Source organism: Sphingobacterium sp. UBA6320 (assembly GCF_002440335.1).
GTDB lineage: Bacteria > Bacteroidota > Bacteroidia > Sphingobacteriales > Sphingobacteriaceae > Sphingobacterium.
In genome coordinates, this window is the sequence record NZ_DJTA01000008.1 from 97451 (window position 1) to 110245 (window position 12795).

Annotated in this window: 7 protein-coding genes; 6 read left to right on the top strand and 1 reads right to left on the bottom strand. The window is 38.3% G+C overall.

Features of this window, described 5'->3' with window-relative positions:
- The first annotated feature begins 296 nt into the window (after positions 1-296).
- From B3P23_RS04345 to B3P23_RS04370, 6 genes are all read left to right on the top strand, one after another.
- Positions 297-3464: a SusC/RagA family TonB-linked outer membrane protein gene (locus tag B3P23_RS04345; RefSeq protein ID WP_293924743.1), complete on the top strand. Its 3168-nt coding sequence runs from the start codon at positions 297-299 to the stop codon at positions 3462-3464.
- Between the two features lie 11 nt (positions 3465-3475).
- Positions 3476-5374 (top strand): RagB/SusD family nutrient uptake outer membrane protein, encoded by a 1899-nt coding sequence (locus tag B3P23_RS04350; RefSeq protein WP_293924744.1) that lies wholly within the window; start codon positions 3476-3478, stop codon positions 5372-5374.
- 17 nt (positions 5375-5391) lie between these two features.
- Positions 5392-6093: a DUF3823 domain-containing protein gene (locus tag B3P23_RS04355; RefSeq protein WP_293924746.1), complete on the top strand. Its 702-nt coding sequence runs from the start codon at positions 5392-5394 to the stop codon at positions 6091-6093.
- A 78-nt stretch (positions 6094-6171) separates the two neighbouring features.
- Positions 6172-8442 carry a GH92 family glycosyl hydrolase gene (locus B3P23_RS04360; protein ID WP_293924748.1) on the top strand — a complete coding sequence of 757 codons (2271 nt, stop codon included), beginning with the start codon at positions 6172-6174 and terminating at the stop codon, positions 8440-8442.
- 531 nt (positions 8443-8973) lie between these two features.
- Complete coding sequence (locus tag B3P23_RS04365) at positions 8974-10143, top strand: hypothetical protein (protein ID WP_293924750.1); 1170 nt, start codon at positions 8974-8976, stop codon at positions 10141-10143.
- Between the two features lie 68 nt (positions 10144-10211).
- Entirely contained in the window at positions 10212-11390 is a 1179-nt protein-coding gene (locus B3P23_RS04370; protein ID WP_293924751.1) for a hypothetical protein, read from the top strand.
- A gap of 815 nt (positions 11391-12205) precedes the next feature.
- On the opposite strand, the gene B3P23_RS04375 is transcribed toward B3P23_RS04370, so the two are convergent.
- Complete coding sequence (locus tag B3P23_RS04375; RefSeq protein ID WP_293924752.1) at positions 12206-12778, bottom strand: hypothetical protein; 573 nt, start codon at positions 12776-12778, stop codon at positions 12206-12208.
- Positions 12779-12795: the final 17 nt, after the last annotated feature.

Sequence of the window (12795 nt, forward strand, 5' to 3'; positions counted from 1 at the left end):
GTTAGGCATTTTTTAAAAAAAAATATTTCCCTGACAGTCAGTGTGTTAATTTGTTAATTTCTACTTGTTTTTCAAATTAATATAAAATTAAGTCAAAATTAAGCCCCTTCTGTTTTATTTGTGCTACCAATTAAAAACAGGAGGGGCTTATGATATGATGAACTATTTTATTACGTCTTGATAACCGCTTATTAGAAGTGGAAAATGCAGGATTAATAGTCCTTTGGTCTGGTTTATTGATGAAAATTAATCAGACTGGACACCAATCTTTAACCACAGTAAAACCTATAAATCTTATGAACAATTTGGAAAGTAATCGAAAGTTATGGACTTCGAGGGATGTAATATTCAGGTGGACAAAGCAGATGTCGGGATATGCTTTGCTCATCGGAACGGTGGTTATGCCACTTGAAGGATCTTCCTTACCATTAAATAGAATCAGTCGACTTATTATCATGCAACAACAGGTACGTGGAACGGTAACAGATAGTAGCGGTGCGCCCATTGGTGGAGCTACTATTAAAGTTGTTGGAACAAACCGACAGGTGGCTGCCGATGCAAAAGGAGCATTTAGTATCCAAGCAAACAAAGGAGATATTGTGGAGGTAACCAATGTCGGTTATGCAACAAAAAGTACGGTCATCAACGGTGAATATATCGATATTCAATTGGAAGCGAATCAAACGGGATTGGAGGAAGTGGTCGTAGTTGGTTTTGGAACTCAGAAAAAGGGGAATGTTACAGCTGCGATCTCCACAATACAGGCCAAAGATATCAATACCACGACCAGCTCAAGTTTAGCACAAAGTTTACAAGGGAAAATACCGGGATTACAAATAAGGCAACAAAGTTCTGAACCGGGAGCATTTAGATCAAGTATCAATATCAGAGGTTTTGGTGAACCGCTGTATGTCATTGATGGTATTGTGCGTGATGGAGGAGTTGAGTTCCAGCAGCTAAACCCGAATGATATCGAAAATATATCGATATTAAAGGATGCGTCGGCGGCCATTTACGGTTTGAATGCCGCAAATGGTGTAATTTTAGTGACGACCAAAAAAGGTGTTAGTGGAAAACCAACATTTAATTATATCGGAACTGTAGGATTACAGCAACCGACCAATGTGCCGAAGATGGCAAATGCAGCCCAATATTTAGAAATGTACGATAATGCGATATTTTTTAGGGATGGTGTTCATCATATAACGAAGGAGGAACTGGATAAATGGCGTCAAGGTGCACCCGGTTATGAGAGTACAAATTGGTATAACGAGACTTTTAAAAAGACAGCATCACAGCATCAACATGATTTTTCGGTAAGAGGTGGTACCGACGCTATTAATTATTTTACAAGTGTTGGCTATTTTAATGAAAGTGGACTCTTCAAAAGTGGCGATATGGGTTATGATCGTTACACATTTAGAAGTAATCTTTCAGCTAAACTTAGTGAGCGCCTTAAGGCCGATGTGATGATATCCGGACGTCGATCTAAGCGTGAATTCCCTGGAGGAGATGGTTTTATCTGGATGTATAAAGGAACGATTATCAGCCATCCAACCGAAAGCCCTTTTATCAATGGAGACCCAAATTATCCTGCCAATATTTATAATCAGCAAAATGCAGTCATCATGTCCCAGAAGGACTATGCTGGCTACACAGAAGATCGGAATAAAAGTTTCCAATCGTCCATTGCACTGACTTATGATGTGCCTGGAATTGAAGGTTTGAAAGCTATTGGTACTGTTTCTTACGATAGCTATAACGTTTACAATAAGAACGTATGGAAGAACTATAGAATCTATAATAAAGACCTCACTTCCATGGTCTTTAATAATCCAAGGATTGCTAATAATATTGATGATGCCGAACGTCTTGTGTTTCAGGGCCAACTTAATTATGACCGTACTTTTGCAGAGCACCATAACCTAAGTGCAACTGCTGTATTTGAAATGAAGCAGTATACCAAAAAACATAGTTACCTCTGGCGTGAGTATGATTTTTATACCACTGATGTCATGGATTATGCTTCGGGAAGGCAGACCAATAATGGTGATGAAATTGAGGAACGAAACATGTCCTACATAGGTCGTGTTAATTATGATTTCAAGGGGAAGTATCTATTGGGAGCATCTTTTCGATACGATGGTTCTTATCGTTATGCTCCAGGCGCAAGATGGGGTTTCTTTCCCAATCTTTCGGCCGGATGGCGATTGTCTGAAGAAGCATTTATGAAAGATAATCTCCTTTTCGTCAATAATCTAAAGATTAGAGCTTCCCATGGGATGATTGGTGAGAACCAAGGAAATGCATTTCAACATATTTTAGGTTTTTCTCCACGACCAAAGGAGGGGGCTGAATTTGTGAATGGTTCCTATGTAGGTGGGCTGGGAGCTCCAGGAGTAATCAATCCGAATTTTACCTGGATCAAATCTAAGATTACAGATGTTGGTATAGAAGGAGCGTTGTTTGGTGGGAAAATAGCTTTTGAAGCCGATTATTATCAACGTGAAAAAACTGGGAAATTAATTCAGAGAAGCGGAGGACTACCCAATACATTTGGAGGCGATATGCCTATCGAGAATTTTGAAAGTGAACTTACCCGTGGATTTGATTTAGTCATCTCCCATCAAAATCAGGTCAATGATTTTAAGTATGGTATTAGTATTAATATGAATCTAGCCCGTACTAAACACTTGATCGTAGATAAACCGGAGGCTAATAGTAGTTATGAGCGTTGGAGAAATGGATATGCTGACCGTTGGAATGATTTGGAGTGGGGATTTAATAACACCGGTCAATTTCAAAACATGGAGCAGATTAATCAGGCTATTGTCTATGGCGGTGATCGTGGTAATACACAAATCCTGCCCGGTGATTTTACCTATGAAGATGTTAATGGAGATGGTGTTATCGACGATAAAGATCTCATGCCTATTTTCAGAAATCGTGACCCGAAGATGTTCTATGGACTTACCTTGAATGCGGCATGGAAGCATATAGATCTGAATATGGTCATGCAAGGAGCATCCTTGTATACCATGCGCTATAATGAAGTATTTTCACAAATGTTTTTCAATAATGGAAATCTTCCAGAATATTTCTATGACCGATGGCATCTGGCTGACCCCTATGATGCAAATAGTGAATGGATAGCGGGAAAATGGCCAGCAAACCGATTTTCTGAATATATGGGTTCATCTTATAGAGAGAGCGATGCTTGGCGTATGAAGGCCAATTATCTCCGTATGAAAAGTATAGAGCTCGGTTATACCGTCCCTTTAAGCGAAGCGAATAAACGCTTGATCAAAAAGATAAGGGTTTATGGAAATGCGCACAATCTATTCACTTTTGCCGACGCATTCATCAAGCAGTTTGATCCAGAGCGCTTTGAGGGCGACTATAATGCAGGTTATAACTATCCGTTAATCAAGAGTTACAACATAGGGGTTAATCTTACATTTTAATATTTAGAATTATGAAATATCATCATATATCCAACATACTTTGTGGAGCATTATTGGTTTTTTCGACTTCCTGTTCCGATTTTTTGGATGTTACACCGCGTAATAAGATACCAGGAGATGCGGTTTTATCGGATCCTAACGGAGTTAAAGCTTTCTTAGCCAATTTATATTATCAGGCACCTATTGAAGATCACGTTTATTTCCCTAGAGAAGGTTTCAATGCTCGGGGTAATACGGGTTTTCTTTCTCTTGCCCAGTATGGTATGGAGGCTATACACTCAGAATGGCCAAATTGGAATGAATATAGAAATGACTGGTGGGAGAAAGGCTATAAGCTGAATAGGAGTATCAATATTCTTATCCAATCAATACCGACCTTGAATATGGCTGATAAAGAAAAGCAGGTATTGTCAGGAGAAGCAGCTTTTTTAAGAGCATACACTTATTTTGCACTTGCTAAACGTTATGGCGGAGTTCCTTTGATACTGGATAACCAGGATTTCACGAATGACTTCGAGATGTTAAAAGTACCCCGTAGTACTGAAAAAGAAACATGGGATCTGGTTTTAAGTGAATGTGACCGAGCGATCGAGTTGCTTCCTGAGGAGCATGCTAATGGTGATGAAAGTAAGCGTCGAGCAACCAAATGGGCTGCTTATGCCCTTAAGTCGCGCGCAGCACTACATGCAGCATCGGTAGCTAAGTATTGGAATAGTGCTCCTTTGTCTGGAGAAGCGGTCTCATTAAAATTTGTAGGCATGGAGGCTTCGCAAGCAGCAGCTTATTATAAAGCTTGTATAGACGCATCAATGGCGTTGATGAGTTCAGGTAGATTCAGCCTATATAAAGCAACTCCTGCTACCCCAGCTGAAGCCATCAAAAACTATCAGGAGATGTTTGTAAATCCTAGTGTGGCTTCATCAGAAGCGATATTAATAAAAGGCTATGCGCAGGTTGGTAACGATCTATCGCACGACCTTGATGGTTGGAATGGACCGAATCAGACTGGAGAAGGTTTTCCACATCGTGGACGTACCAATCCAATCCTTGAAATGGTCGATTTATACGAAAGTTATGATAACCCAGGTCATGCTTCACCGGTTGTGACGAGAGCTGATGGTCAAGTTTCATCGGCTGAGGGGTACAAAGAAGAAGTTGCTTATCGCCATTTTGATTCGCCAGATGAAATTTTCAAGAATAAAGATGCGCGATTCTTTGCCTCGATTATCTATCCGAATGCCTCTTGGAAAGGTCAGACCATTGTGATCAATGGTGGAATAGTGAAACCAGACGGTTCTTTGATCGATAGTCGGACTTCTTTTGAACATAAAGGCATAACATATTTTACATATGGTAAAGAACAGCCTAACCAGTATTCGGGTTTTGATGGCTCTGCGGATATGACAAGAACTGGATTTTTGATGCGTAAGTTCTTGAATGAAAATATGCGGTTTACCACTTGGCTACAGTCCACAACGGATTACATGGATATGCGCTATGCAGAAGTATTGCTCAATTTTGCCGAAGCGGTAGTGGAAAGCGGCTATAACCAAGAAAATGCCGTTAGTTTGGCAACCAAAGCGATAAATGATATCCGATTTCGTGCCGGCCATACGGTGGCGATAGCACTTAATTTAGAAAATGTGCTTCGAGAACGTACGGTTGAACTCGCATTTGAGAATAAAAATTATTGGGATCTGATACGTAGGAGAACATTCCATACCACGTTTAAAAATAAGATAAAAGAGGCACTGGTTCCTTTAATCGACTTGAGAGGTAATAAGCCACAGTATATTTTTGTCCGCAAAAATGTGGCAGGATCCAATAGTCAGAATTTTCCAGAAAAGGACTATTATAGACACATTCCAAATGTCGCTGGAAATGGTGTAATCCAAAATCCACAACAATAACATCTAAAATGAAAGCTATGAAAAGAATATTATATCTATCCTTCGTCACACTGCAACTTGCTTTGTTTACAGCTTGCGGTCTCAGTGATATTGATAATTATGAAGGGCCAAATGCCACGATATCAGGTGGCCTATATGATGTGGAGACTGGTGAGCTTATCCAGCAAGATGTCATTAGAGGTGCGCAGATCGAATATATTGAACTCGGATTCAAAAATCCACAGACGCAGTACATTGTTGTTAAAAACGAGGGGACTTATCGTAACAACCTCATGTTTGCAAACCGGTATACGATACAGCCTGTAAGGGGAAATTTTGTACCTGTCGAAAAACAGGAGATTGAGGTATCGGGCAGTACGGTCAAGGATTTTAAAGTACAACCTTATATCCGGATCAAAAATGCTGTCATTAAGCAAATGGGAGATAAGGTGGTGGCCACATTTAAGGTGCAACAAACGGTAGAAAACCCGGTTAAGCGTATCGGACTGTTTGCGCATCAAGAGATTAATGTTGGAGAGCCATTAAATATCGTAAATAAGCAAGAAGATATTAATGTGAAAGTAGATGAAAATCATACTTATCAACTGGAGATCGATTTAGTGGCAAACAATAGCAAACTCGTCAAAGGAAAATCGTATTATTTTAGAGTAGGTGCACTGATTGATGCGAGCGAAGCCAAGTATAATTATGCCTCTACGATTCAATTGACTGTCCTGTAGTGCCTAGATGTTTTATAATGATTTAATGGAGGTTGCCAAAGTATATATACTTTGTGCAACCTCATTTTGAGCAAATATATGATAGCAATATTAAAAAAAGGACGCCTGTATATATTGGCGATGCTTTGTGTGGGCTGCGCAACAAGAAATAAAATTGATTCGCCAGTTGATCAGGTCAATCCTTATATGGGCAACATCAGCCACTTGCTGGTACCCACATACCCGACTATACATCTACCCAATAGTATGCTTCGGGTGTATCCTGAAAGACAGGATTTTACCACAGATCAACTCTATGGCTTACCTATGATTGTGACCAGTCATCGGGGACGGTCTGCTTTTAATCTAAGTCCAGTAGACAGAACTGACAAAACACATTTTAATAATGTATATTCCTTAGACTATGACAATGAAGTAATCAAACCCTATTTATATACGTCCAATCTGCAGAATGGGGATATCGATGTCAAATATGCACCATCCCATCAGTCGGCATTGTATGAAATTAGATTTAGGAAACGCTATGCACCTTCACTCATTCTAAATACCCAATCTGGAACAATATCAGTGAGCGGAAATAAGATTAAAGCTTCTCAGAACTTGGATAATAAGACAATAGTCTATCTATATGCTGAGGTAAACCAGCAACCACTTCAAGTAGGAATACGAAATGACCAAGGGCAGTTGGATGACCAGGTAACTTCCAAATCAGGAGATCAGGTAGCTGCCATTCTTCATTTTGAACCCGGATTGGAGTTATTAAAAATACGATATGGTATATCATTTATAAGCGTTGAACAAGCGGAGTTAAATCTAAGACGCGAGATAAAGGATTATAATTTGGAATTGCTAGCGAATAAAGGACGTGATCTATGGAATTATGCTTTAGGTAAAATTCAAGTGAAAGGATTGTCCAAAGATGATGAAGCTTTGTTTTATAGCTCGGTGTATCGTTGCTATGAAAGACCCGTTAATATCTCAGAAGATGGTCGTTATTTTAGTGCATTTGATGGTCAGGTGCATACAGACGAACGACCATTTTATACCGATGACTGGATTTGGGATACCTACAGAGCTACCCATCCGTTACGGCTATTGATCGATCAGGAGGTAGAATCTGATATAATCCAATCCTATGTTAGGATGGCCGAGCAGATGGATCAGTTTTGGTTACCTACTTTTCCAGAGATTACCGGCGATTCGCGACGTATGAATTCTAATCATGGTGTGGCTACGATCGCTGATGCTTATGTCAAAGGACTTCGTTCATTTGATGTAGAAAAAGCATACCAAAGTGCTAAAGGAGCAATTGAAAACAAGACACTGGCACCCTGGTCGGCACAGCCCGCGGGTTGGTTGGATGACTTTTATAAAACTCATGGATATATACCTGCATTGAAACCCGGGGAGGCTGAAACAGTACCCGAAGTACATCATTTTGAGAAGCGTCAACCCATTGCTGTGACCCTGGGGACATCTTACGATGAGTGGTGTCTGGCGCAGCTGGCATCGCAATTAGGAAAAAAAGAAGATCACGAAAAGTATGGTAAACATGCGCTCAACTATAGAAATGTTTTTAATAGCAAAACAAGCTTTTTTCATCCTAAAGATAAGGATGGGAATTTTATAGAACCGTTTGATTACAGGTATGATGGTGGACAGGGTGCACGTGAGTATTATGGGGAAAATAATGGTTGGGTATACCGATGGGATGTGCCGCATCATATTGCAGATTTGATCGATTTGATGGGAGGCCGTAATAAATTTATTGAAAATCTGGATCAGACATTCAGAGAACCTCTAGGGAAAAGTAAGTTTGAGTTTTACAGTCAATTACCCGATCATACCGGTAACGTAGGGCAATTTTCAATGGCAAATGAGCCCAGTCTACATGTTCCTTACTTGTATAATTATGCCGGTCAGCCTTGGAAATCTCAAAAAAGAATTCATCAATTGGTACATCAATGGTTTAGAAATGACCTGATGGGTATGCCTGGCGATGAAGACGGCGGTGGTATGTCGGCATTTGTTGTGTTTACTATGTTAGGGTTTTACCCCGTTACTCCCGGAATGCCTATATATGTCATTGGAACCCCATTTTTTAACGAATCTCAGATTACCTTATCAGATGGTAAAAAATTGACGATTAAAGCTCAAAATCTGTCGAAACAAAATAAGTATATCCAGTCTGCTAAGATCAATGGAAAGGACTGGAGTAAGGCTTGGTTTGCGCATGATGATATCGTAAACGGTGGCTTAATAGAATTTGTAATGGGGCCATACCCTAATAAAGAATGGGGAGCGAAAATGAAAGATGCACCTCCTTCATTTAAATATAGAGTTGATTGAAAAAGGTATAATTGTATAACATAAATAAAGCTTAAAGCCGTTTGGAAAGACCAGTTCTTCTTTAATTTCCCTTTGTAGTTAATCTTCTGGTGTTTCATCTTGCTCAGGTTTGCCACCCTAAATTCTCATTTAAATGGGAATTTAGGAGTAGCAAAACCTTGACAGATCAACACTTTATTATTATCTTTAATTATAGCACAGGTTACTAGTAGCATCGAGGATCCGTAAAATAAGTCATTTGAAAAATAGCGCATGCTAATCCAAAATTGGAATAGCTTTTAAATCTCTTTTAGATGTTATCTCCCCCAACCTCCAGTATTATTACCTTGATGAGCAATAACCACGCACATTCTCAAATGCCTAATTTAAAGAAGGATTTAAAATATAATCATCATCAATAACTTTTTAATGTTATTTTAGGAGGAGATTAATGATAAACCATTATGCAACTTACCAACAAGATACTATTTAACCCTTATTTGGTTGCTAGTGCAGAGTAGCAAACACCGGACAGGTAATAAGATGTTTTCAATGAACAGATATATATTGCTTTTTATTTTAGTTCTATCCGAAATAGGGGGCTTTTCTCAGTCTGTACACACCAATACTTCAGATAGTTCTGCCAAGTTCCCTAAAAAATATGGGACATTTGAACATTATGCCTTTGTGCTTAATGGAAAGGTTATCGGACAGGAGGCGCTGGTCAATAATCTGCAAGCACAGCTGAATAACATTTTTCCTTACCCCCTTACGCTAGAAGGGCAATCCTATCCTGGGGCCGTATATTTTCATAGTGAACAACGGTTCGCCCCTCCGGTTGGATATGCTGATCAACCGGCCTATTTCATCAATGGCAGGCAGGTTAGTCCTTATCAGATTCGTTTGACTAAAATGGAAGCGTATAACCACATCTCGAAGTCTACGCAAGACACAATAATAGATGGTACCCAGTATCGAGGCTCCGTACATGTGGATTCCGATGAGGATTTTTTTGCAGACCGTATTTCCTTACCCGATTTTATCGAGAAGTATACCGATTTATCACCAGAAGAGGTTATCATCCATTGGCGAAATACCCAAGACGAGTATCGCAATGAGGATGATATCGGTACGATCATTGGAAATCATTTTCCGCTGTATTCATTCAAAATTCGCGATTTATCCGTTAATAAAATAGAGGTAGACCGTGTTCGCTTTGCTGAAAGAGAGCGGTATGTTATTCACATTCACGACGACAGCTATAGACAGAGTTTGCCTAAAGGCACTTTAATTTTTGAAGATCCTTTGGATCTAAATACAGTTTATCCGTGTTATCTATCAGATTTTGATCCAAAAGACGAACAAATTTTTATCAGGCCAGAAGTAGATGCTTCGACGTACAAAGGTTTAAGTTTTTATCTGAAGAAATTATCATCCACAACGGGAATTCCTTTGGCTAAACCCAGTTCCACTACGAAAACAGATTCTATCACGGTCCAGTTTATCGTACTCAAAGATGGTATGATTACCGCGTTAGAAAGTGCCGATTTAGATAAACCAGGTCATGAAGTTATACTTACCGCTTTCAAAAAAAATGCCTGTGGATGGACTCCTGCCGTCCAGGGGGGTAGGCCAGTTTTATGTCGCCGAAAAATGGTTCTCTTTTATAGTAAGGATCAAAAAGGAGATATCCGGTCGCTAGATAGTCTTAAATATCGCTAAAACATTATTTAATTTAGAACAATCTTATGACAACAGCTCCTATAAAATGCCTTTTACTTTTCGTTATCATGCTGGTAAACATGCATCTCGCACGGTCCCAGCAGTTCAGGACCAACGCTCCTAACAGCGCGCTATTATATCCAAAGCAATATGGAACATTTGAAAATTATGTTTTTATCTTAAACGGCGGTATCATTGAAAAGCAGAAGCTGCTCAATTATCCAGAGGCGAGGTTAGGACGCGTATTCAATTACACTTCATCCATAAAGACTATGTATGAAGGAGTCGTATATTTCCATACACCCTGGTATCCACCTTCACCGCCTGATGAATATGCCAACGACCCTGCATATTTTATCAATAATATACAGGTGAGCCCATATATCGTCCGGTCATCATTAACAGAACAATATACCAGTATCAAGAGATCAGAACAAGACACCGTTATTGACGGTATTGTCTATAAAGGTTCTATATATATAGATACGGAGGAAGATTTTTTTGCCAACCGCATGACAATACCCGAGATTGTTAAGAAGTATACCGGTCTACCGATTAAAGATGTTATCTTTCATTGGCGTAATGACTTTTGTAATATCCAAAATCCGGGACTTATTATCCAAGATCATTTCCCTTTATATTATTTCGATCTCAAGGGGTTGCAAGAAGTGAAAGTCGATCGTATCCCTTTTGCCGGGGGTGAACGTTATTTCATACATCTAGTAGATGAAGGTTATCCATATGATCATTTTCCTGAAAAATCATTTAGATCAACGCTAAAGTCTGATATGATCTTTGATTATCCTATGGATTTCGATCCCGAAGCGCCTTGTTATGAGGAAAAATTCAATAGTGCTATTTATGATATCCACCACCGTGCAAAATCGGAATCCAGACCATTTGCAGGAGAAGAAGATTACATCAAAAAATTAGCAAATAATATAGGTTTGCAAACCATTAAACCTCCTGCAAAAACCACACAAGATTCGATCCTCGTGCAATTTATTGTTCTTTGGAAAGGAGGCATTACTGATCTTGAATCATTGAGTCCACAAAAGCCTGGTCATGCAAAGATCTTACAGGCTATAAAACATTATTCCTGCGTTTGGTCTGGTGCAGAGGAGAACGGGACACTCTTGCTTTTCAGGAGAAAAATGGCGATCTTTTACAGTAAGGATAAAGAGGGGAATATTCGGTCGTTAGATCATCTTGAATATCGTTACGATGATCATGAACCACCAAGTTAGGGAAGGAGTTAGGATTGCTATTTTTTTGACCTATTACCTAGGGTAATGATCAATATGGAGTTGTTAGCTTCATCTGCTGACTAAGTTAGCAACTCGATGTCGTTGATTCTACTAACTTAATTCCTGAACTAAGGGTCAAAATATGAAATTTACTTTATAAACATATTGAGAATAATTCATAAAGGGGTTAAAATATGATATGCAATGAAATAAAATACTTCAATTTAAATCTATGTGATTAATAATGTAATAAAAAATCAAATTTGATTAAACATAATTTACTTTTAGATGTTTCGGTTTTAAGCGATATATGTTTATGGTCTATTTCTTTCTTTAGCCATAATTATTAAACTATAAATGAATAGATTATGAAAATAGTTAGGAACACAAGTGGTATTTTATTGATATAGAATTCCTTTGTAGGCAATTCCTTTAATTTATTTTATAAGGATTGTGTTATCAGTGATTTGTATATTCCAACAGTCATACGCTCAAATATTCACGTACTATCGGCAAATCAGCTTCCGTCCAGTGTAGTTTAATAATTCAGATGTGTCTACCCATATCGCCTACCTATGTTCTGTATGCACCTCTTCGCCAGATTTACATTTGCAAATAAAAGGATAGAGGCATATGGAGAAATCAGGTTATTGATGCTCTACAGGATTCAGCGCACGGTCAATGGTAATGATCATACCTAGTTCTCCTTTAATTTTATTAATACAATTATTCCTTCTTACCTCTATTTATTAACATTTGTTTCATTCGAGCTTTGTCAGCATATAGACTTCTCAATGATTCAGTAATATCAGGTTCTAAACTTGAGACGTGCTGTTATGAATTCTGTCTACATTCCTATCTAGCCACGCTTCAATATGTGGTTTTAATAAATTAAACTTATACTCATCTATTTTAAACTGATTTATTCGAGTCCCCCATACATTTTTTTTAATTACACTAGACACATATGCTTGATCTTGATTAACATAAAAAAGCTCAATTGTATCTTTTGCATGATTGCCTTTTATTAAAAGAAAAGGAGATTTCTTCCACCGATTATTTAAGCTGATAGATTTGTCACTAATTGATATAATCATATAAAAAGAAAGATCAGGTTCAAAAACCCTGCTAGTTTTTTTTATATGCGTTTCGGTTTTTAGTACGATGGATTTTTCCAGAAGATTGGTTTTCAAGCTATTCGCTAGTTCGTTAATATCAGTGAGGATTAGTCCCTCGAACTCTGCTTTAAATTTCTTGAATTTAGCCCAATAGATTTCATAAGTTAGATGTTCTTTTTGTTTTTTCTCTCTTACTGTTAGCTCCCTTTTAATACTTTTTTTATCAAACTTTAAAAGATTTTTTTTTAGTGATTTAATAAGATCCTCCATATTATTCTAAGATTTTA